Consider the following 22528-nt stretch of genomic DNA (forward strand, 5'->3'; position numbering starts at 1 on the left):
TTGGAATTTAAAATTGATAAGATTATAAATAAACAAATTTATTATGAAACACATCCTTCATTTAAAATCAAGCATACAAGGCAAAGAGTCGTACAGCATTAAACTGGGGCACACTATCGTTAAAAAAATTCAGGACAAATATCCAGGTAGTACGCTGGAAGAATTAAACCTGGTCGATATCGAAATCCCACATCTTAACCCTGCTGTGCTTCGTACATTCTTTATTCCTGGAGATCAGTTGACTGAAGAAGAAAAAGAATCCATTCGCTTTTCCGACGAGGTGGTTAAACAGCTATTGGCCGCGGACATCATTGTGATTGGTGCGCCACTGATCAACTTTACTATCCCTACAGTATTAAAGGCCTGGATTGATCATATAACCCGGGCCGGAATAACTTTTGGATATGGTGAAAATGGTCCTATTGGAAAGGTAACAGGAAAAAAAGTATATGTGGCCATGTCTTCCGGTGGTGTTTATTCAGAAGGGCCGGGTAAAGCCAATGACTTTGTTGCCCCTTATTTGAAGGCCTTCCTCGGCTTTTTAGGGATGACCGATCTGACCGTATTCCGTGCTGAAGGATTAAAAGTACCCGGAGTAAAGGAGCACGCTATGGAGAAAGCAATTGACAGTATAATGATTGATTAAAATACGCTGTCAGATTAAAAAGCGGAAAGCCAGTTTTAAAACAGGCTTTCCGCTTTTTAATAATATATATATCCCTGGCCTGACTTAACTAATTTTCAGTCATTGATTTCATATTTATTATTTTTTTAATCGCGATTGATCAATTTGTTATTGTGTAAAAAAATTCCGTAACTTTTACAATCATTACAAATAATGAAGAAGCAAAAATACAACTAACTATAGATAATGAATCAAGCTCCTCTTTATGCTAAACCCATTCAAATTACAGATCATCAAGTTGAGTATCTTTCTTCATTAACAGCTTTACGTGGCATAGCTGCGTTGCTGGTGGCAGTATTTCATTTTGAGATGGCTATCGCCCGGTTTGTCCCAGCCGCGCAAACCATGTTTTTCGAAAAATGCTACCTGATGGTCGATCTGTTCTTTATCATGAGTGGCTTTATCATGATGCATGTTTATAGCAGCCATTTTAAAAACAACATCCAGACAAACTCACTAAAAAACTTTCTTGTTGCCCGATTTGCCAGAATCTATCCGCTGCACCTGTTTTCGCTTCTGTTGCTAGTCGTAATTGTGCGTTGGATCACCAATTGGGGCAATCCACCCATTATCTTTGAACAGCCATCAGACATTCTGCCGAATATTTTTTTGCTCCAGTCCTTTGGATTTACAAAGATCTACTCCTGGAATATCCCTTCCTGGAGTATCAGTGCTGAATGGGCCGCTTACCTACTTTTTCCGGTAATTGCGCTTAGTATTAATAAGAGAAAGGCTATTTCTGTAATACTTTTAGTCATACTTATCGTAACCGCATACTATGCGATCATGTATTTACTCCCGCGAAAAAATCCCCTGCACCCTTCTATACCAGTCCCTCATAATCTAAATACAACATTCGATTATGGATATCTCCGGGGAATAGCAGGATTTACAGCAGGTATTCTCGTATACTTAGCCTACCAGTTGCAGACTGTCAGAAGAGCTTTTTCCTCTGATACAGTATCCCTCCTGACACTTTTTGCAGTAACTATGTCTATGCACTTTTCATTAAATGATGGAATAACAGTTTTCCTGTTTGCAATCCTTGTGCTCAGCATTACAGTTAATAATGGCAGGATAGCTAAGCTCTGTAACCGGAAAATTTTACAATTCCTGGGCGATATTTCTTATTCGGTCTATCTCATGCAGATCTTTCTGCAAGAACCATTTTCTCATGGTATTTATCTGCCAGGTATTACCGGAATTGGAAGAGGTAAACAGAACATTGATTTTTCCAGTGGAATTACCTATTGCCTGGCTTATCTGATTCTACTCGTACTGATATCTTATATTACTTATCAATGGGTGGAACGTCCCAGCCGGAGATTTATAAACCACATCTGGAGAAAATAATATTTTATGACAAATTTTCCTGTGCCCATTGTCTGACATCCATGGTTTCTATCTGCTGTTGCGCGTTGAAAGTTTTGCTTTGATCCCAGGCAACTCCTTTTCCCCCTGCAAAAGCCAGTCTATATTTTTTTATAGCATTATCAGGGTCTTTCAAGAGTTCGTCTTCCAGCTCTGGCAAACTCCAATCTATCCGCTGTACCTTCCTGCCTGATACAGCGTCTATCGTGTCTGCCAGCTCTTTGTAGGTAATGGTATCACCGGCTGTATATACCACATTGTCTACTATCCGTGGTTCGGCAAAACATATTTCTGCTGTTAATCTGCCAATATCTTCAGGGGTAGTGACAGTTACAGCGGTGTCCCAGCTTCCAAGCGCGTGTACAGTGTTTTCCGCCAGGTTTACTATGCCGAAAGAAGGCTCAAACAGGAAACTGGTGAACATTCCTGTCGAAACGATAACCCATTCCGTTTGGTTTTGTGAACGCAAAAGATCACGCACGTCCATCTGCTCATCGAACAAGTCCTGTGCACTACCTCTGCCAATCAAATCATAATCAACTCCAAATTGCCAGGGAAAATAGCGTTTCACTCCTGCATTAAGAACCGCATGACTGAGCTTTAACTGAAAGCCTCCACTACCTGTTACATAACCAGTACAGGATATAACCGTATGAAAATCTTTGAAAATAGTCGAGAGTTCGGTCGTTGAGGCCGAAAGATCGCCCGAAAGAATGTGGATACCAAGAGACTTAATTTCTGCGATGGTCCGTTGTTTGTCAGCGTTATGGGAATCAATTGTTGAAGGACGAAGAAGTACAGTAATAGTTGTACCTGAAAAACGAAGTGCTTGTTTAGCCAGATTGCGAAGAACAGGCATTCCAAGTTCTCCGGCACCTAAAACCAGGATTGAAGTATTATGCATATTTATTTTGATTAAACTTATATTTGAAACGAAGGTAGAGTCCCTAGTTTTATTTAACGATAAGGCACTTTATTGTTCCATTGTTACCTAAAGGTTAGTAAACTGATCTTTAATGACATTAATTTTGAATTGTATTTATAACTGACAAATAAATGACTGATAAAGAAATTATTAGCGCATCTCAGGCTATCTGTGAAGCACTCAGTGAGGAGCAAGATGGACTTAAAAGGGATGTATTGAATCATGTAGGAAACACATGGTCGTTATTTGTTATTCATTCACTTGGCGTTGACGGGCGAATGCGTTTTTCAAGATTACAGGAACGGGTAACTGGAGTAAGCCAAAAAATGTTAACGAAAAGCCTGCGCGAACTGGAAAGAGATGGACTGATTAGCCGAACCTCCTATATGGAAGTCCCTCCCAGGGTAGAATATGAGCTTACTGAGTTAGGCCGTGGGTTATTAGTCCAGATTATTCCACTATGGACCTGGATAATCGCACGTTCAGACACTTTCAGGGAGGCCAGAAATAAGTACGATCAGATTAAAAAAGGAAAGACCAGCGAAGGGCTTATTTAAATAAAAAAGCACACGAGAAAATCGTGTGCTTTTTAAAAACGTCGTATGATACAACTACTTTAAATCAAATCTGTCCAGGTTCATCACTTTATTCCAGACAGTCACAAAATCTTTGACAAATTTACCCTGAGAATCTGTGCTTCCATAAACTTCTGCAACAGCTCTCAACTCCGAATTAGAGCCAAAAAGAAGATCTGAACGGGTACCAGTCCATTTTAATTCATTGCTGACACGGTCACGCCCTTCATAAACTTCCTTAGTTCCATCTACAGCTTTCCATGCGGTGTTCATGTCCAGCAGATTGATAAAGAAGTCATTAGTCAGCTGACCAGGCCTTGAGGTGAAAACACCCTGTTTAGATCCATCAAAATTCGTATTCAGTACACGCATACCACCTAGCAGTACTGTTAATTCAGGAGCTGTAAGTGTAAGTAAATGAGCCTTATCTATCAGTAATTCTTCGGTAGATACCGGAGCTTTTGTTTTGCGGTAATTACGGAACCCATCAGCCGCAGGCTCCAGATAACCAAATGATTCTACATCAGTTTGTTCCTGTGAGGCGTCCATACGGCCTGGTTTGAAAGGAACCGTGATCGCATGCCCAGCATCCTTAGCTGCCTTCTCAACACCAGCGTTACCAGCCAGCACGATTAAATCAGCAAGCGACACCTTTTTACCATCTGCTTGCACATTATTGTATTCCTTCTGAATGTTTTCCAGTTTATCCAATACTTTTTGCAATTGCGAAGGGTTATTCACCTGCCAGTATTTTTGTGGAGCCAGGCGAATACGGGCACCATTGGCACCACCGCGCTTATCAGTACCACGGAAAGTCGATGCTGAAGCCCATGCAGTAGAAACTAATTCAGCTACACTCAGACCCGATTCCAATACTTTGGTTTTCAATGCCGCCACATCACTTTCAGTGATCAGTGCATGATTAACTTCAGGAATAGGATCTTGCCACAGCAATTCTTCCTGTGGTACATCCGGTCCGAGATAACGGGCAACCGGTCCCATGTCACGATGTGTTAATTTATACCATGCACGTGCAAAAGCATCTGCAAACTTATCCGGATTCTCGAAAAAGTGCCTTGATATTTTTTCATAGGCTGGATCAAACCTCAAAGCAAGGTCAGTTGTAAGCATCGTTGGCAGATGTTTTTTTGAACTATCATAAGCATCAGGAATAATGGCTTCAGCATCTTTAGCTACCCATTGATGTGCACCTGCAGGACTTTTAGACAATTGCCACTCAAAGCCAAACAGATTTTCAAAAAAATTATTGCTCCATTGCGTAGGCGTTTTGGTCCATATAACTTCCAGTCCGCTGGTAATGGCATCAGCACCTTTACCAGAACCATGTCTGTTACTCCAGCCTAAGCCCTGCAAATCCATATCGACCAATTCCGGCTCTTTACCTACATTATCTGCAGATGCAGCACCATGTGTTTTACCAAAACTATGACCACCAGCTATCAGGGCAACTGTTTCCTCATCATTCATAGCCATCCGGCCAAATGTATCGCGGATATCTTTAGCAGCAGCCACAGGATCAGGATTACCCTCCGGGCCCTCCGGATTCACATAAATCAGCCCCATTTGTACAGCTGCAAGTGGTTTTTCCAGATTGCGGGAATGAGCATCACCACTATCATCGTCCGAGACTAATACGCCATGTCCCTCTTCCACCCCGGGTGAGCCGCCCTGTGCATAACGCAGATCTCCACCCAGCCAGGTAGTTTCAGAACCCCAATACACAGATTCATCTGCTTCCCATACATCCTGACGTCCACCGGCATAACCAAAGGTTTTAAAACCCATAGATTCCAAGGCAATATTACCCGTCAGGATCATCAGATCGGCCCATGAAATATTGCGTCCATATTTTTGTTTAATTGGCCATAACAACCTGCGTGCCTTGTCAAGACTGACGTTATCGGGCCAGCTGTTAAGCGGCGCAAAACGTTGCAGTCCTGCACCAGCGCCACCACGGCCATCGCCTACACGATAAGTACCTGCACTGTGCCAGGCCATACGTATAAACAAACCACCATAGTGACCAAAATCTGCAGGCCACCAGTCCTGTGAATCGGTCATCAATGCATGAAGGTCTTTTTTCACAGCCGCGAGGTCAAGGCTTTTAAAAGCATCCGCATAATTAAAGTCCTCATCCATCGGATTTGATAATGAAGAATGCTGACGGAGAATATTCAATTTTAACTGGTTGGGCCACCAATCGTAATTCCGGGTGCCACCACCTCCGACATTGTTTTTCATACTTCCGTTATGAAACGGACATTTACTGATGTCATTTGAGTCTTTTTCCATATTTAATAAGCTTATATATTATAACAATCTTTGTTCCTGATAGTTGTTAACCTCTATAAATTTAACACATTAGATCAAATAATTATAATCGATTAATTCTATGCGGGATAGTTAAAATCTATGGGAATGCAAAACAAAAAGTGCCGCTTGTCTTTCGGCCAGGCAGCACTTTTTATATTAAAAATATTCTTCAAAAGGATTTATCCCCTGCCTCTGCGGTCACCGCCGCCGCCGCCACGCGTTCCTCCTGTCGCCCTTCCACGTTCATCAAAGCGCTGGCCTCCGGGTGCACTCATACTATGTACCGCAGGCTTCGGATTCGTATTATGGAACTGCCCTTTTTCATTACGCATATTCTGTTCATGACCTATTTGTTCCTTACTAGCCGGAGTACGGGTCACATTGGTAACTTTCATTTCATTGTTATTAGGACGATAACGAACTCCTCCATTACCGTTAAAGCTGGCTCTGTTTCTGTTATTGTTATTGATGGTTACTTTGTTCACATAGGTATTATGAATGTTTCTTCCTACACGCCATACCGAAGTATTATACATGAAATGTGATCCTTCCCATCTGCCCCCAAAGAAGCCGGTGCCGAAGTAGCCAAATCCATAGTTGATTCCACCATAATAGCCCACCTGTGCACCCCAGTAACCAGGGTGCCAACCGTAAAAGCTGTTATAAAAACCCCAGTATCCAGGAGTCCATAACAAACCAATGCTAGGTGGCAATACCCAAACCCCCGGCACCCAGTAATAACCATCACTTACCCAATTCCAATACCCGGGAGTCCAGATATACCCATCTCCGGGACATTCCGGCTGAACATAATCAGGTAAAGCAGGCGGTGCTTCCTGCGCCTGGACAGTAACAGAAGACTGATCGTCCATATAGCCATTGTCCTGAGCAAAAACCGAAGTAATAGCAAAGAAGCAAATAACAGGTACCATCATCATTACTTTCCTCAGAAATTGTTTCTGCAGAAAGTTGTGTTTGTTCTTTTTCATAACAGTGTTTTAAAATTTAATAATTAAGGTCTAATTTGCCTGTGTGGCAATTTGAAAATTTCGGAAAAGACTAAACCGGAAGGATAAATGAAATTGAAATGTTGAGTGCGCTTTTTTAATCTTTCATGAATCAATAACAATATTGCAAATAATAAGTTTTAATAGAAGAAATATAAATGAAAGCATGAGTACCCAAACGATATACCAGAAAACTATAAAATTCGCGACCTTAAAACATCTGGAAAAAGCTCAGACCATTCCCGGAACGAATATGCCTTACGTAGTACATCTAAGCAATGTGGCTATGGAGATCCTGATCGCTGCACAGCATTCAGCTGATTTCGATCTGGATTTCGCCGTTCAGCTTGCACTTTTACACGATACACTCGAAGATACCTCTACCACATTGGAGGAACTGACAGAAAGATTCAGCCTGGAAATAAGTGAAGGAGTACTGGCCCTGACAAAAGACGATGATTTACCTGCGGAAGAAAAAATGCGGGACAGTTTAAACCGGATCAAAAAACAGAGAACAGAAGTCTGGGCGGTAAAACTTGCCGACCGGATTACAAATTTGCAGGTTCCGCCAATGCATTGGGACCAACAGAAAAAAAAGAAATACAGAGAAGAAGCCAAAGTTATATTAGAGACCTTAAAAGGGGGAAACTCCTATTTGGAAAAGCGCCTGGCTGGTAAAATTGAAGAGTATGAAAGCTATATATAGGAATTTGAACCTGGTACCTAAATTAATTCTATTTGTCCTTTTACTGACAGGCCTTGTTTCCTGCAAATCGAAAAATGCCATTGATTTTAAAAGAGAAATTGTCCGGAAAGAGAAAAGTACAATGGACGAATTGTTGCGTAAAGGAGGTCCGCAAGAAGAGAAATTGAAGTATCTGATGCAGAAAGATTTCAGGAACGCAATGCTGACTGCCGATAAACAGGAACAAGTATTTAATACCGTTATTAAGCAGATCACGACATTGCCTGCAGATGGAATCAAACAAGGCAAGGAGGTAAAAGCAGCTGCGACAGCTTATTATACCAGCATGAAAGATTTATACGGCTTTGACCGGAAGGAAATCAGCCAGATGGAAATAACATACAGTAAAGACACAGAGAAAGTCAAAATAGCTCAGGATAGCCTGCTTAGCCTGAATAAAGAAAAACTAAATCTATTCGAAAATATAAGAAAAAAAAACGAAGTGCTTCAACATAACCTGGAGCTATTCGATAAAGCCAATAATTTATAAAAAGCCGGAAGGATAATCATATTATCCATCACAGAACTGTAAAATAGGTATAGATATTCTCTATGCGGGATCAGAATTAATGATTTTCTTTAGGCCTGATGCAAGTATACTTTTGGAATTCAAAACAATAATATAATACATTATATGAATTTCAAAAATCTTACAGTCTTACTCCTATCCGGCACTGTGCTTTCTGTATCTGCCCAGCAAAAAAATTTAACAACCAATAATGGTGCTCCGGTTGGTGATAACCAGAACTCCAAAACTATAGGCAATAATGGCCCTGTATTGCTGGAAGACATTAACCTTATTGAAAAACTAGCCTCATTTGATCGTGAACGTATACCGGAACGTGTTGTACATCCTGTAGGTGCAGGGGCCTTTGGAGAATTTGTCAGTGCTGATAATTTCTCGGCCTTTACAAAGGCGGCTCTATTTTCAGGAAAAGGCAAGATAACACCAGTTTTCACCCGATTTTCTACAGTAATCAACAGTAAGGGCTCACCCGAAACTTTAAGAGATCCCCGCGGATTTGCAGTAAAGTTCTATACCGAACAGGGTAACTATGATATTGTTGGCAATAACCTTCCCGTATTTTTTATCAGGGATGCTGTGAAATTCCCTGACATGGTACACTCCTTAAAGCCCTCTCCCATTACTAACCGCCAGGATGCAACCCGTTATTTCGATTTCTTTTCACATGTTCCTGAATCTACCAACATGCTGACCCGTCTCTACACCGATCTTGGTATTCCTGCCAATTTCCGTCAGATGGATGGATCAAGTGTACATGCTTTTAAATGGATTAACAATAAAGGAGAAATCACTTACGTGAAGTATACCTGGAAGACACTTCAAGGTGTAAAAGGACTAAACGCCGAAGCAGCAGCTGGTATCCAGGCAAAAGATTTCCAGAGTGCCACTCACGATTTATACGATAATATCAAAAAAGGGAACTTCCCTGCCTGGGAATTATATGTTCAGATGATCAAACCTGCCGATATGGACAAAGTTGATTTCAATCCGCTTGATCCTACTAAAGTATGGCCTGAAAACGAAGTTAAAATGGTATTATTAGGTAAAATGACTTTAAACAAATGGCCTGACAATTTTTTCGAACAAGTAGAGGAAGCTGCTTTTTCGCCTGCTGATCTGGTTCCAGGTATTGAACCTTCAGAAGACAAATTATTACAGGGACGTTTATTCTCCTATTTCGACACACAACGTTACCGCATTGGTCCAAATTTCCAGTCTTTGCCAGTTAACAGCCCTAAAACACCTGTAAACTCTAACAATCAGGATGGGATCATGAGTAACAGACAAAAAAACACTGATGTCAATTATCAGCCTACTGTTGTTGCTTATGGTTATCAAGATGATAGTAATTTCAAACCTTCTTCGACTACTTATAGCTCTCCTGCAACTACCCAGCACAAAATTGATAGAGCAAATGACTTTAAACAAGCTGGTGATTTCTACAAGGCATTACCAGAAAAGGATAAAGCAGAACTTGTAAAAAACCTTACGGACGATCTCTCTACGGTAACCAACCGCACGATCGTGTTAAAGATGATTGCTCATTTTTATATGGCCGATGCAGATTTCGGAAAAAGACTTGCTGCTAATCTTAAAGCAAGCAGACAGGAAGTTGAATCAGTGCTTACACATAATTAATTTTCATCTGTCGAGCTACCAGGGAGAAATATTTCTTCCTGGCTTTTTTATAACACCCCCCGTTAGAAACCCCGCAAAAATGAATAAATTATTTTTAGTGTTATTGCTGATTACATTCGGACTAGGCTCCCGCGCACAGGATATCTTTAATGCAGCCCGGCAAAATGATACCACTGCACTTGCCCAAATGATCAGTAACTCGGTCAGGATCGATACAACTGACAACCGGGGTTCCACTCCGTTAATTATTGCTGTTTATAATGATAACGAAGCTGCTACCCGGTTACTACTGGCTAAAGGAGCCAATCCCAATGCCCGGGATTTTTCAGGTAATACCGCGTTGATGGGTGCCTGTTTTAAAGGTTTGCTAAATATGGTCACTGATTTATATCAGTATAAAACCGCTGTTAATCAAGTAAATTACAATGGAGCAACCGCCCTGATTTTTGCAGCAACCTTTGGTCATGAAGACATAACCAGAATCCTGTTAAAATATGGAGCTGATAAAGCCATTAAAGACAAATTCGGAAAAACTGCCCTGGATTATGCCATTAACCAGGAAAACAAAAATATAATTGACATCCTGAAAGATTGATATTTCCAAACAACTTTGTTTTATCTTTGTTAATCTGTGGCAAAACCGATTTTATTTTGCTGATAATTTAACCTGATATCAAATGAAACGCTTAAAAAACCTATCAATCCTTGTATTGATACTTGCTTGTAGTATTACAGCATTTTCCCAGAAAAAAAACACATCAGAAACCAAGCCTTCTCTGGACAACATCATCAAATCTGCGGATGAGTATAGGACTAATCACCAATATGACAAGGCCATTGAACGTTACACCGCCGCAATAAAACTAGACCCCAAAAATCCGGACACTTACCTGAACCGGGGGCTGTGCTACGATACTAATAAACAATATGATCTGGCAATAAAAGACTATAATACGGTGATGCGCATTAATCCTAAATATGCTGACGCCTACTATAACAGAGGTATATCATACTATAGCCAGAGCCAATATGACCTGGCTATTAAAGACTACAGCACTTCAATAGAATTAGATCCAAAGAATGCAGATGCCTATCTGAACAGAGGTCTGTGTTATTATGATAAACAACAATATGAACTGGCGATAAAGGATTATAATAGTGCTTTACAGATCAACCCGGATAATGCCGATGCCTATTATGACCAGGCACTGAGTTATTATAGCCTGAACCAACTCGATATAGCTGTAAAATACTATTCGACAGCCATAAAGTTGAATCCTAATTATTCAACCGCTTATTACGGCAGAGGTTTGTGTTATTATTATCAGAAACAAACTGATTTAGCTATCAATGACTATACTACAGCTATACAGTTAGACCCCAGTTATGCGTTCGCCTATAATGGCAGAGGGCAGTGTTATTATCAGAAGGAACAGTATGATCAGGCTTTAGATGATTATAATAAGGCTGTAAAGCTTAACCCGAAAGATGAAGGGACATATATCAACAGAGGAAATTGTTACGACGATATGAAACAATATGAACTGGCATTGATGGATTATAACACTGCGATACAAATTGACCCGACAGATGCCATTGCCTATTATAACAGAGGACTTTCTTATGATAACCAGAAGATGTACGATCTGGCCATCAAAGATTATACAGCTGCTTTAAAGATTAAACCAGATTATCAGATTGCAATTGACAACCTCGAAATTGCCAAAAAGAATAAAGAAGATCATAAATAACTGCATTACCAGGGTTACTCAAATTAATTATTTCAGTAACCCTGCTGCTAAACTGTCTATAGACAAAGTAAACCTTGGCGAACGCATGTTCTTCAGCCCTTCATTAAAGATTGCCTTGCCATATAACAGTTGCCCCTGGTAAGAGCCAAGATCTAATTTACCTGTACCTAACCCTTCCATAACCTCCTTCAGATTTACATGCTGCATCTCAGGATCATGAGCCGTACCAGGAACTTTAGATGAATCTGCCAGTTTAAACATCAGCATGGCATAAACGATGTTAGTGATCTGCCTCATGATAAAAAACCGGGAGCTGTTATACTCACTTAAACTATCTCCAAAATAACCTTGTAAAAGCTGTTCTTCCTGTTCAGCCGTGTGTACAAAAAAGTTCGCTGCAATAGCCAGGTCTACATACCGGTCATTCTTAAATGCCGCATCCCAGTCAATAACCCATATTTTTTGTCCATCACAAACCATATTATTAGGATTGAGGTCATTATGACTCGAGACCTTGTCTTCATCATGCCATGGATAGTGTTTTCGGATTATTCCATAATAGTGATCACACTCATCAAAGACCGGCCCCGACAACATTTTCGATATTTTGAACCCACCAATCAGTCCATCGACAGTTTCCAGCAGGTTATTTTCTTTTGTAAAAAGCGGGATTGCATGTATAGCACGTATAGTTCCGGCAAGTTCCTTTATTAACAAATCAGAACTAGTATAAGCAGTCCTTAATGGTATAGGATTTACAAAACCAGTAACAGAAATACCTTCTGCATGATTCAGATAATAAATTGGCGGGGATACACCAGCCCGGGCAGCAAGCTCCGCACAGGTTGGTTCCATAGCTGAATAGGGATTAATCTCTTTATCCAACTTTAATACATATGGCCTGTCATTCACGATAATCTTATATACCAATGAAGATGACAATCCACCTGTTAATTGGATAATGTCTGATACGGTTGCCGTATTAAAAGCCTGAAGTAAGGCTTGCTCAACTAGAGTTAGTTTTTCTTCCGGAATAAGTGATTGTATCATGAAATTTTAATTAATATTACCACCAAGTTCAATCAGTATATCGATGAAAGCGCTTACATTTTTCTTCTTTGAAACTGACATAATTTCATCGGCCAGGTAATTAGCTGTTTTCTTTGCATCTTCAAATAAAGATTGACCAGTCTCCGTCAGGACAACATAACTCACCCTTGCATCTCTTTCATTAGACTCACGGGATACCAGCCCATTTTTTTCCATAGGTAAAAGCATTCTGGTAATGCCAGAGGCAGTTATCCCTATTTTCTCAGCCAGGTCTACCCTACGCATCCGTTTATCTGCTGCCAGATCTAACAGATAGAGGATCATAAAATCACTAAAACCAATACCATGAACGTTCAGCTGATCAAAACGTCTGGAAATTACAGCCTGGATCTTAGCCAGGTTCATCAATGCTTTAAGGGAGGTATTTATTGTTGACATATACTTGACTACTCAATGATTATACAATGATAATACATTTTACTGAAGAAACAAAACAGCCGACTTAACTCCCTGTTATTTAGCTAAAAATATTAACTCTGCCTAAAGTATGCCCCGGAAGAAATACCAGATAAATTGCTGATTCAAAGTTCAATTCTAAGAATTTTTACACCCGGATTCCCCCCCTGACATAGGGTTGTCACAACCAGGGCTTTTATTTGTACTGATAACAGAACCCATACTAAAATGGATACAGAAACATTTTGTCCTGCAAGCCGGAAACAATGGCGATTATGGTTAACCAAAAATCATGGCCATAAACAAGCTGTCTGGCTTGTTTATTATAAAAAAAAGGCTGATACCGCACCGATGTCCTGGAGCGATGCTGTTGATGAAGCCCTATGTTTTGGATGGATCGACAGCAAAAGAGTGGCCCTGGACGAAGAAAAATTTATGCAGTTTTTCAGCAGACGAAAAACAAATAGTACCTGGTCAAAAATTAATAAGGAAAAAATCCGGCAACTCATAGAAACAGGACTGATGACCCAGGCGGGTTACCAAAGCATCGAGGCTGCCAGACAAAATGGTTCATGGACAATGATAGACGATGTAGAAGAATTAACAATACCACAAGACCTGGAACGGGCATTCAAAACTAAACCAGGTTCAAAAGACTTCTTTTTAAGTTTAAGCAAATCTGTCAGAAAAGCTCTTTTACAATGGATTGTGCTTGCCAGAAGAATTCAGACCAGAGAAAACCGAATTCATGAGATCGCAGACCGCGCAGCTCAAAAACTAAAACCGAAACAGTTCAGTTAGGAGAAAACCGCTTCCCTTTTCAGAAAAGCGGTTCATGAAAATTTATTATTGATATATCAGTTTCCGGTTATAAAATAAATTAGATATCGCCGAGTAATTTGCTAAATCAGTTGCTTTTACATCGAAGTACATCATAAATTTATAGCTATTATCTTTTACATATTTTGCTGCTGCAAGTCCGGATTGTGTTGTATTAAGTTTATCTGCAAAGTCAACCCCCAGACCTAATCTGGCCTTAGTCATTCCAGCTTTTTCATACATACCTAACCTGGATGAAGGTGAGCTTTGATAACCCATTTCCCATCCGTAATCCAAAAGCCCTGAAAGAACAAATTTACTTCCCTCAACCGAAATAGAAGCCTGAAAATCTGCATTATCAACCCATAATGCCTTTGAAGTAATCAAAACTTTTCCCGGATGTCTGCTATCTTCAGCCTTCCATAGTTTTTTCAGTTCGTATAATACCCTTAACATAGACTCATTGTAAGTTGTACCCGAGTAGCTTGCCCACTCTTCGTCAATATCAATCCCATCGTACTGATAAAGATTGATAGACTCATTGATCTGCACCGCAAATTTACGGGCAGCATCCTGCGTTGCAAAACTTTTCCAGCCAGCATTTTCATGATCTGGCATAATGCACATCAGAACCGTAGCCCCAGTAGCTTTGACATCCAGGATATCCTGCTTCAATTCATTATTCATCGTTAAGGAATACCTTCCCGCATCACCAGTGGTAGTTTTAACCCCGCTTGAATTATAGAGATCATTTGGGTTCAGTGCTTTGGCCGAAGGCGAAAAACTTGCAGAAGAGCTCCATTCTTTATAAGCAAGCACATAATCTCCCAGATCAGTACCTGTTTCACCCCTAAGTTTTTTCGATTTGGCAGGTATGATCTTTGCAGACTCAAATACAATGGCAATATCAAAAAACCGCTGAGCATCGTTTGTCTTTAGCTCGGCCGGACTAAGCTCAAATTTGAATTTGCCAACGTTGGTAATACGGCCGGAATTTACCTTCAGATAAGCAACTTGTTTCAATTTTTCATCTTTTACGACAAGTATCGGATTGGTACTTGCTACCGCTTGCCTGTTGGCTGCAGCATCATTTCCCTTTGCAGCTCCCTTGTCTTTCCGACAAGCATAAAAGGATAAACAGAGGGCTAATAATAATGAGCCTGAGAGCAGTTCTTTTTTCATTGGTTTCTAGTTTTTAAGGTTATCTTAAAATTAAGAATTTAAAAGGAAATTTGCTATCTTGTCAAGTATGAAAACCAAAAAACCGCTAATCCCAGCACCGATACTTATGGCTATCGGATTACTATTCGTCTCATTACCTCTTATAATTAATCACTATCTGAAAATACCAGATTTTTTACGCGGTTCTTTGATAGGAATAGGATTAGGACTTGAGATCATTGCGCTCATTCTGTTGACACGGAAGAAAAAATCTGGTACGCCGATATTTTAATCCTTAAAAACTGCTGCACATAAAGCCATATTCATAGCTGCACCAGCAACTGAACCAGTTGATACTGCCACAGACACCGAGCGCATAGCCGAATTATCGCCGCAGGCATATAATCCTGGTATTGTAGTCTGTTGGAAATCATCAACCTTCAGCAAACCCCGGTCTGTGAGTTCGCAACCTAATTCAACAGGTATTTTACAGTGTTGCTCAAAAGGTGGTGTAGTGTAGATGGCGTTCAACAGATGTTCAGATCCGTCCTGCAGCAACACCGCTGAAAGGTGCCCATTCTGATGTATAAAAGCCTTTATTTTCTGCTGTTCAACCCGGATATTATTTTTCTTAAGTAATTTATTTTGTTCTGCATTGAATGTAGCTGGGCCATCTGTAAAAATGGTAAGTTTTGGGGTAAGATTAGTGACCAGCTGTGCATAATGAAATGCCATATCGCCATTGGCAAGAATACCGGTTGTCTGGTTCCGGAACTCATATCCATGACAATACGGGCAATGGATAATGGATATTCCCCAACAATCCGTAAAGCCGTCAGTTGAAGGCATCAAATCTTTAAGACCAGTAGCAAAGAGGACCTTTTTCGCTGAAAATGTAACCTCTGACCAGGTTTTGACTTCAAAAAGCTCTTCATTTTTGTGTACTTCCACAACGTGATCTTCATGGAATGACACCGTTTCATACTTCAGTACCTGCGTTTTAGCTTTTTTGGAAATATCAGCTGGTTTCTCTCCGTCCCTTGTGATAAAATTGTGCGAATGCGGAGTTTGCCTGTTACAAGGTAAATTACTGTCAATGATCAGCACTTTTCTTAAAGAACGGCCTAAAGCCATAGCCGCAGAAAGTCCTGCGTAACTACCACCAATTATAATAACATCAAATGTTAATGCCGCTGCTCCCTGAACTGTATTTGCTGAATTTGTCATTCCCTAAATTTGATTGGCAAAATTAGCCTTATTTATAGCTTCAATCTTACCACTTATCGGAGGAAAGATGGCACATATCACATATTATATCTGACTGACTATTTCTGGTGCTGATGTGCTTTCCTGTATTGCAGAGGTGTGAACCCGGTTAGCTTTTTGAAAAACCTCCCAAAATAAGAATCATCAGTAAAATTAAGATCCATGGCAATCATAGACACCGTCGAATTGGTTTGTATCAAACGCGATTTGGCTTCCTGTAACAGCTGTTTCTGGATAAAATAACTAGCCGGAAAACCCGAAACTTCCTTCACCACATCATTCAGATAATGCGGATGGACATGCAATAATCCGGCATAGGCATTCACCTGTTTCTTCTCCATAAAATGCTGATTGACCAAAAGCTGGAACCTGGCAACCAATTGTTCTTTTCTGGATAAGTTAAAGGACTCGCCGGTTATCTTTTGCTGATAGATCCGCTCGGCCTCCAGAAGGATAATATTCAGAAACATTCTAACCAGTAAATCATCATTAAAAGTTTTTTTCTGACACCTTTCGGATTTGAGTTTCCAGAACAAATGTTGCATCATCTGTGCTTCCCGGTCAGATAAATTGAGGTATGGAACTTTATCCAGCTGAAAAAAAGGGAACTGATTAAGCGTAATCTGATGTTTGATACAGAGCAGAAAGTAATCTGCATCAAACATACAGACAATCCCCTTCAGGTCTTCGCTCCAGGATTCAGTAGAATGAAGCTGATTCTCAGAGATAAAATACATGCTCTGCGGACCAAACTTATATTTCTGATGGCCAATGACTTCTTCTACTTCCCCTTCTGCCAAAAGAATAATGCTATAAAATTTCCTCCTTGTCTGAAGACCGATATGTTTGTTGTGTAATTTCTTTAAATCTTCTAAAGCTACAATTTCCAGAAAACCGTTTCCTTGTGCATACTCCAGCTGATTACATTCCGGACAAGTAGAATAATGCGAATCCTGAAGATAAAACTTCTTGAACTCCTCTACATTACGAATTTCTTTGATTTTAGAAGAATGCGGCATTGTGATAAGATTAGCATCTGACTACCAGTTTCTTCCCAGATTTTCTTTCCAATCATAAGGTAAGAGTTCTGCCAGACAAACGAAGATACCATCTTTCACTTCGACAACAGCCTTCAGATTTTCTTTTGACAGTTGACTGATTAGTTCCCTGCACCTTCCGCAAGGCGGGACTGCACGATATTTTGGGCAATCTGTTTTAAGTTATTGTTGTCCATTGCTGCTGATTTAATTTAGAGCTGTGATATGTACGATAAATACCAATTAACAGCCTTTTGTTCTTCCCTCTTCAAAAAAGAATCTTTGGCATCATTATATTCAATCCCGTCTTTCCATTCCTGTAAGCTTAGTCTCTCTTTCAACTGCTGATATTCTTCTTTAATCTCTGGATGAGTACGCAGGTAATCTCTGAAAGCAATATGACGTGTCCAGTGTACTGAATCTAAAGGTAATACATGGATGTGCGCTAAACGAAGATCCTGACGGTGTAATTGTTCGGTAATGGCAGCTGCCGATCTGATATGGAGCGGCAGGGATAAACTCTGCGGAGAAGACTTTAGCTTTACAAAAAAACGACGGTACGGCATCTGTTCATTATAGTTTTCGTAATAGACGTAATCTTTATCCATCAGCAAAGGCGGAACCTTATCAAGGTCATCTTCGTGCTGAACGCCTACTAAAATGTCAATGATAGGTTTAGCAGACAAGCCTTGTACGGATGTGCTGCCGATATGTTCGATCTCCGGGTTCAAAAAACCAATAGCGCTGACAAGCTCTGCTTCGATCTCACTAAAATCCCGTTTCCACGTGGGGTCGTACTGTTGAATTGTGATTATCATCTTTCAAAGTTAAGATATTTTGACTCCTGAGTTCCCTATGCTGAAACATACGTGCCAGGGGGCTTATAACTACATGTTTGCTCAAACAAACCTTCAATTCTGAGCAGGCTTCTTTCTTTTATAATATTATGAAATATTGATATCATGTAACCTCAATTCCTGTTAACTTATTTTTTATTGTTTGATTTTTCACGATGTATTGTATAGTTTTGCTATTATTTTTAATTAATCTAAATAAGATACATGAATAAAATCTTACTATTAACAGCAGGGATGTTGCTTAAGTGTCTGATCTGTTTTGCGCAACAACCAGCAACCATTAAAGGCAGCGTTACAATATCCAACGGAAAGTCCGCACCACACATTTCTATTACAATCAAAGGCATAGGTGTCACCTCTGATGAAAAAGGACAGTTTATCATTAAACAGATTAAAGCCGGGTCCTACATTATTAAAGCTTCAGCCGTTGGCATAAAGCACACTGAAAAGAATATTACGCTTAGTGCCGGAGAAACCAAAATAGTCAATTTTATCTTAGCCGAGAATGACGAGGCCCTACAAGAAGTTAATATAGCAGCTATCAAAAACAAATATAAGATCAGTCTTCCTTCCGCTTCTTTAAGATTAAACGAGCCATTACTCGAAGCTCCACAGAATATTCAGATTGTTAGTGAGCAGGTGATCAAGGATCAGCAAATTACCAGTATGAGCGACGGATTGATCAGAAATGTAAGTGGGGCTATACGTACCCAGCACTGGGCCGATATGTATGCAAACATTAAAATGAGGGGTTCACAGATCCAGGCCTTCAGGAATGGGTTCAATGTGGTTAATTCTTTTTGGGGGCCACTCACTGAAGATATGAGCTTTGTTGATCATGTAGAATTTGTGAAAGGCCCGGCAGGTTTTATGCTGGGTAGCGGCGATCCAAGCGGACTGTATAATGTTGTCACTAAAAAACCTACCGGAATCGATAAAGGAGAAGTGTCTTTTACGGCCGGAAGTTATGATATGTACCGTACAACAGTCGACTTTGACAGAAAACTTACTGAGGATGGCAAACTGTTGTTCAGGCTCAATGCTTCGGGACAAAACAAAAAATCACACAGAGACTTTGAATATAATGACAGATACAGCTTTGCCCCTGTCTTGTCTTATCAGACCGGGAATACAAAGATAACTGCAGAATATGTAGTGCAACAGGCAAAAATGAGCCAGGTTGGTTCTTCTTATATCTTTGGCGTAAAAGGTTACGGGACTTTCCCTGTTGATTTTTCGCAATCCGATCCCTTGATCCCTCCCACTACGATCAACGATCAAAGTGTCACCGTGAACGTGCAGCACCGCTTTGATGAGCATTGGAAACTAACCGCTCAGGGAGCTTACTACAATTATAAAATGTCGGGTAACAGCGCCTGGCCGTCAAAAGTAAATGCCGATGGAACACTTATCCGCAGTATCGGTATATGGGATGCGGCCAGCAGCATGAAACTGGCACAGGTATTTTTGAACGGAAACTTTAATACAGGAGGCATTCAGCACCGTATTCTGGCCGGTTTTGATGCCGGTAATAAAAAGTACGAGGCAGATTGGAATGCAAGTGTTCAACTGGATACGGATCAAAACCCATTTAACAGTGAACATCCTGTTTACGGTACCAATCCCGCAGCCTATACTGCTTTTAACACCAGACGTTTAACTCCTTTGAAAGAAAGGGCAATAGATGCACAGGGATTAATCGGATCTAAATACCACTCTTTTTATCTGCAGGAAGAACTTGGCTTTTTCAGCAATAAATTAAGGCTGACACTTGCCGGAAGATATACAGACCTCAGTGAATACAACTGGGGCACCCCTCCGGAAACCCCAAACAAAGCTAGTCAGTTTTCACCAAGATTTGGCCTGAGCTATTCTATTGATCATAAAACCTCTGTCTACGCTGTTTATGACAAGGCTTTTATTCCTCAAAGCGGAATACTACGCGACAACGCACAGGTTAAGCCACTGACCGGGGTCAATACAGAAATCGGCATCAAAAAAGATTGGTTTGATAATAGATTCAATACTACTTTATCCTTGTACCGCATTGTCAAACAAAACGAATTAACCAGCGACCCTACTGATCCAAGAAGAGTATATAGTGTCGTTCTGGGTGAAAAAAGAGTACAGGGGATCGAATTTGATCTGAGAGGCGAAATTACCAGAGGGCTGCAGCTTATTGCCAATTATGCCTATACCGACGGGAAAGTAACTAAAGCTAATCCTGACGTGGAAAGCATCAAGGTTGGTGACGTTGTACCAGGATTTGCAAAACATACCGCAAACAGCTGGTTAAGCTATACACTACAGGATGGTCTTTTGAAAGGTGCCGGAGTTTCAACCGGTTTTTCATGGCAGATAGGCCGTGTACCAGGGACATGGAGCAGAACTGACAATAAACCCTTACCAAATTATTTCCGCCTGGATGGTGGTCTGTTCTGGGGACTTGACAAGATCAAAATCACCGGTAATGTGTTTAATATATTAAATAAATACCTGTACGATGGTGAGGTCTATAATTTTGGGACTGTCACCACTTATGCCTGGCAGACAGAACCATTAAGAAACTATAGATTAAGTATTGCTTATAGATTCTAATTCAATAATACAAATTACCAATTCCTTGTGGAATTGGTAATTTATTTCTCCATGACCTGATAAGTACCTGCATCAAACTCCTGTTTAAATATATCATAGTCTATCATTGCTTTTTTTGAATAACTATGCGCATAATCGATCAGACTTTGGTGCCAGCTCTGGTTAGTTCCAAATTCAATCAGTTCATCTGCAATAGCCGAACCTTTCCTTCCCGAGCTCCTCAGATGTGATGAAGCTGTTAAAAATGCCATATCATCTATCACCTGATATACATCTCTGTACTGGTCCTGAATCAACTTGAATTTGATCTTATCCTCGTTTGGCTGCATCTCTTTCATGACATAGGAATCACCTCTGAAGTTCGTATGACTTAATAAAGCACAAGGCATATGCTGGCACATCTGTTGAACAAATACAACTCTTTCGGCATTACTTTCCCAATTTGGCTGTTTGACATCAATCATGGGTGAAAGTGCCGAGCCTAAAGCCTGTTTCATGTCTATGATAAGATATTTACCCCTTTTCTGCACACTTTCTAAAAGAAACATATAACGTTTAATACCTACGCTACCAGTACCAGCTAACCGAAAAACGACATCCTTAACCTTGTAATTATAAGGACTGATACTATGATTGTTTATCCAGTCCGTTAGATGAAGTATTAATTCTTTACGTTCTTCCTTATCTAATTCAAAATGTCTTTCATCAGTCAGAGACAATACCAGCTTTCGTTTTCTTACTTCTGTTCGCTTTTCCAGCAACCGGCTTTGTTTCCGTTTGCTGACCGACTGCAGAAAAGTACTTATAATTCCCTTAGCTATTCGCGGTTCGATTGGCAGAGCTTTCGCTTTGACAAGGACAGCAGAATAATTTCTCAGGAATACCTGAACCATATTCACTGCTTTAATTTCTTCCAGCTCCAGAAAGTCAAAACACAGAAAAATACTGGTCAGCATTCTTACCAGTTCCATGATAACTGGTGCAAGAATGGCTTCATCGAAGTCATTTAAATCAAAATACACCTGTCCGTCATCCGACTTATAACTTCCAAAATTTTCTACATGAAGATCTCCACAGATCCATCCTAAGGGCGATCCGGGAATTTCTTTCCAGGTTTTCAGATCCTGATAAAATAAGTCACAGGTGCCTCTGAAAAACCGAAAAGCATTTTCTGACATTGCTTTATATTTAAGCTGCACCATTTCCTCTAATAAACCTTGATTGGAGGAAATAATTCTTTCGGATAAGGACATTACAGATTTTCTTTTAGTCTGTTCCGTTGAATTTCTAATTCCTTAATCCTGTCGATAGAGTGAGATTTATGAATATCATCATCCTTTTCGGCAGCAGAAGCCAGTTTCTCGTAAAATTTGTGAAGTAGGTCAAGCTCATCCTCAGTCAGGGCTTCTACATCAACCATGCGGTTACTTGTATAGCGCGAAGCAGCAATGAGTTCATTGAGCTTCAACTGTATAGCCTTACTCTCCTTATTCTGGGATTTTTGAATTAAAAACACCATTAAAAAAGTAACGATAGTAGTGCCCGTGTTTATAATGAGCTGCCAGGTTTCTGAATAATGAAATACCGGTCCGGATATAGCCCAGATGATGATTACTAATGATGCCATCAAAAATGCTGAAACGCTTCCTGTCCAGCAGGTAATTTTATTTGCTATAATTTCGAAAGTAATCTTCTTTTTAGATTCCATATGATTTGAGCTTATTTGG

At 40.2% G+C, this 22528-nt stretch carries 21 protein-coding genes; 10 read left to right on the forward strand and 11 right to left on the reverse strand.

Going from position 1 to position 22528, the window contains the following annotated elements; translation table 11 throughout:
• Window positions 1-43 precede the first annotated feature (43 nt).
• A complete protein-coding gene (locus HDF25_RS04650) occupies window positions 44-646 on the forward strand; it encodes an FMN-dependent NADH-azoreductase (RefSeq protein WP_184623255.1) in 603 nt (200 codons plus the stop codon).
• A gap of 225 nt (window positions 647-871) precedes the next feature.
• Window positions 872-2038 (forward strand): acyltransferase family protein, encoded by a 1167-nt coding sequence (locus tag HDF25_RS04655; RefSeq protein ID WP_184623257.1) that lies wholly within the window; start codon window positions 872-874, stop codon window positions 2036-2038.
• A 4-nt stretch (window positions 2039-2042) separates the two neighbouring features.
• On the opposite strand, the gene HDF25_RS04660 is transcribed toward HDF25_RS04655, so the two are convergent.
• On the reverse strand, window positions 2043-2960 hold the full coding sequence (locus tag HDF25_RS04660) for an aromatic alcohol reductase (RefSeq protein ID WP_184623259.1): 918 nt from the start codon (window positions 2958-2960) through the stop codon (window positions 2043-2045).
• Between the two features lie 152 nt (window positions 2961-3112).
• On the opposite strand from HDF25_RS04660, the gene HDF25_RS04665 reads away from it, so the two are divergent.
• Window positions 3113-3538, forward strand: a complete 426-nt coding sequence (locus HDF25_RS04665; RefSeq protein WP_184623260.1) for a winged helix-turn-helix transcriptional regulator — start codon at window positions 3113-3115, stop codon at window positions 3536-3538.
• Between the two features lie 54 nt (window positions 3539-3592).
• Here the strand turns inward: HDF25_RS04665 and katG are convergent, their stop codons facing one another.
• Together katG and HDF25_RS04675 are read right to left on the reverse strand one after the other, a co-directional pair.
• Complete coding sequence (katG, locus tag HDF25_RS04670; RefSeq protein WP_184623262.1) at window positions 3593-5869, reverse strand: catalase/peroxidase HPI; 2277 nt, start codon at window positions 5867-5869, stop codon at window positions 3593-3595.
• Window positions 5870-6069: 200 nt separating this feature from the next.
• Complete coding sequence (locus tag HDF25_RS04675; RefSeq protein ID WP_221450848.1) at window positions 6070-6879, reverse strand: YXWGXW repeat-containing protein; 810 nt, start codon at window positions 6877-6879, stop codon at window positions 6070-6072.
• A gap of 184 nt (window positions 6880-7063) precedes the next feature.
• Here HDF25_RS04675 and HDF25_RS04680 point away from each other — a divergent pair, with 184 nt between their 5' ends.
• From HDF25_RS04680 to HDF25_RS04700, 5 genes are all read left to right on the forward strand, one after another.
• Window positions 7064-7603, forward strand: coding sequence for an HD domain-containing protein (locus HDF25_RS04680; protein WP_184623264.1), 540 nt, complete (start codon window positions 7064-7066; stop codon window positions 7601-7603).
• Window positions 7587-8132, forward strand: coding sequence for a hypothetical protein (locus tag HDF25_RS04685; RefSeq protein WP_184623266.1), 546 nt, complete (start codon window positions 7587-7589; stop codon window positions 8130-8132). The genes HDF25_RS04680 and HDF25_RS04685 overlap by 17 nt, the downstream gene beginning before the upstream one ends.
• A 144-nt stretch (window positions 8133-8276) precedes the next feature.
• Window positions 8277-9806, forward strand: a complete 1530-nt coding sequence (locus HDF25_RS04690; RefSeq protein WP_184623268.1) for a catalase — start codon at window positions 8277-8279, stop codon at window positions 9804-9806.
• Window positions 9807-9885: 79 nt separating this feature from the next.
• On the forward strand, window positions 9886-10401 hold the full coding sequence (locus HDF25_RS04695) for an ankyrin repeat domain-containing protein (protein ID WP_184623271.1): 516 nt from the start codon (window positions 9886-9888) through the stop codon (window positions 10399-10401).
• Window positions 10402-10483: 82 nt separating this feature from the next.
• Window positions 10484-11557 carry a tetratricopeptide repeat protein gene (locus HDF25_RS04700; RefSeq protein ID WP_184623273.1) on the forward strand — a complete coding sequence of 358 codons (1074 nt, stop codon included), beginning with the start codon at window positions 10484-10486 and terminating at the stop codon, window positions 11555-11557.
• A gap of 27 nt (window positions 11558-11584) precedes the next feature.
• Here the strand turns inward: HDF25_RS04700 and HDF25_RS04705 are convergent, their stop codons facing one another.
• Both HDF25_RS04705 and HDF25_RS04710 read right to left on the reverse strand, forming a co-directional pair.
• Window positions 11585-12607 carry a phosphotransferase gene (locus HDF25_RS04705; protein WP_184623275.1) on the reverse strand — a complete coding sequence of 341 codons (1023 nt, stop codon included), beginning with the start codon at window positions 12605-12607 and terminating at the stop codon, window positions 11585-11587.
• Window positions 12608-12613: 6 nt separating this feature from the next.
• On the reverse strand, window positions 12614-13045 hold the full coding sequence (locus HDF25_RS04710; RefSeq protein WP_221450849.1) for a MarR family winged helix-turn-helix transcriptional regulator: 432 nt from the start codon (window positions 13043-13045) through the stop codon (window positions 12614-12616).
• A gap of 246 nt (window positions 13046-13291) precedes the next feature.
• Between HDF25_RS04710 and HDF25_RS04715 the strand changes: the two genes are divergently transcribed.
• A complete protein-coding gene (locus HDF25_RS04715) occupies window positions 13292-13864 on the forward strand; it encodes a YdeI/OmpD-associated family protein (RefSeq protein WP_184623277.1) in 573 nt (190 codons plus the stop codon).
• A 45-nt stretch (window positions 13865-13909) separates the two neighbouring features.
• Here the strand turns inward: HDF25_RS04715 and HDF25_RS04720 are convergent, their stop codons facing one another.
• The 4 genes from HDF25_RS04720 to HDF25_RS04735 all read right to left on the reverse strand — a co-directional run bounded on the left by HDF25_RS04720 (window position 13910) and on the right by HDF25_RS04735 (window position 18164).
• Entirely contained in the window at window positions 13910-15064 is a 1155-nt protein-coding gene (locus HDF25_RS04720) for a glycosyl hydrolase family 18 protein (RefSeq protein WP_184623279.1), read from the reverse strand.
• A gap of 267 nt (window positions 15065-15331) precedes the next feature.
• Window positions 15332-16270: an NAD(P)/FAD-dependent oxidoreductase gene (locus HDF25_RS04725; protein ID WP_184623281.1), complete on the reverse strand. Its 939-nt coding sequence runs from the start codon at window positions 16268-16270 to the stop codon at window positions 15332-15334.
• A 98-nt stretch (window positions 16271-16368) separates the two neighbouring features.
• The gene (locus HDF25_RS04730) at window positions 16369-17328 is read right to left on the reverse strand and encodes a helix-turn-helix domain-containing protein (RefSeq protein ID WP_184623283.1); all 960 of its coding nucleotides are present in this window, start codon (window positions 17326-17328) and stop codon (window positions 16369-16371) included.
• A 230-nt stretch (window positions 17329-17558) separates the two neighbouring features.
• Window positions 17559-18164, reverse strand: a complete 606-nt coding sequence (locus HDF25_RS04735) for a GrpB family protein (protein ID WP_184623285.1) — start codon at window positions 18162-18164, stop codon at window positions 17559-17561.
• A gap of 243 nt (window positions 18165-18407) precedes the next feature.
• Between HDF25_RS04735 and HDF25_RS04740 the strand changes: the two genes are divergently transcribed.
• The gene (locus HDF25_RS04740) at window positions 18408-20801 is read left to right on the forward strand and encodes a TonB-dependent receptor (protein WP_184623287.1); all 2394 of its coding nucleotides are present in this window, start codon (window positions 18408-18410) and stop codon (window positions 20799-20801) included.
• A 41-nt stretch (window positions 20802-20842) separates the two neighbouring features.
• Here HDF25_RS04740 and HDF25_RS04745 read toward each other — a convergent pair whose 3' ends face one another.
• Both HDF25_RS04745 and HDF25_RS04750 read right to left on the reverse strand, forming a co-directional pair.
• Window positions 20843-22054, reverse strand: coding sequence for a DUF2252 domain-containing protein (locus HDF25_RS04745; protein ID WP_184623289.1), 1212 nt, complete (start codon window positions 22052-22054; stop codon window positions 20843-20845).
• The gene (locus tag HDF25_RS04750; RefSeq protein ID WP_184623291.1) at window positions 22054-22509 is read right to left on the reverse strand and encodes a low affinity iron permease family protein; all 456 of its coding nucleotides are present in this window, start codon (window positions 22507-22509) and stop codon (window positions 22054-22056) included. Before HDF25_RS04750 ends, HDF25_RS04745 begins: the two co-directional genes overlap by 1 nt.
• Between the last annotated feature and the right edge of the window lie 19 nt (window positions 22510-22528).

The sequence above is a fragment of the Pedobacter cryoconitis genome, from assembly GCF_014207135.1.
Classification (GTDB): domain Bacteria; phylum Bacteroidota; class Bacteroidia; order Sphingobacteriales; family Sphingobacteriaceae; genus Pedobacter; species Pedobacter cryoconitis_D.